The 293-nt window shown below is 71.3% G+C and carries 1 protein-coding gene; it reads right to left on the bottom strand.

Translation table 11 applies throughout. The annotated features are described in order from the left end of the window. Positions 1-293: IS66 family transposase (locus ACYQ8L_RS18735; protein ID WP_459943327.1), on the bottom strand; the 293-nt coding region annotated here is incomplete at both ends.

Below are 293 nucleotides of genomic sequence, written 5' to 3'. Positions count from 1 at the left end.
GCCCCGGTACCCTTCGAGGTACTCGCGCGCCACCTGTCCCCCTCGCGTCGGCGCGTAGTGGTACTCCACCGCCGGACGGCCAGAGGGTCCCCCCAGGAACACCCACATGTACGACTTCGTCTGGGCCGATCGCCCCGGTTCCTGCAGCACCTGAACTGTCGTCTCGTCCACCCGGATCACCGGCCCCGCCCGCACCTCCTCCCGCAAGAGATCCACCACCGGCCCACACGCCTCCGCCGCCTGCAGCGCCCACTGGCACAGCGTCGTCCGGCTCAGGTCCACCCCGATCCGCG

It is taken from the genome of Deferrisoma palaeochoriense (assembly GCF_054656955.1).
Note: the sequence above shows the minus strand (reverse complement) of the source record. Positions and strands in the feature narration are given on the sequence as shown.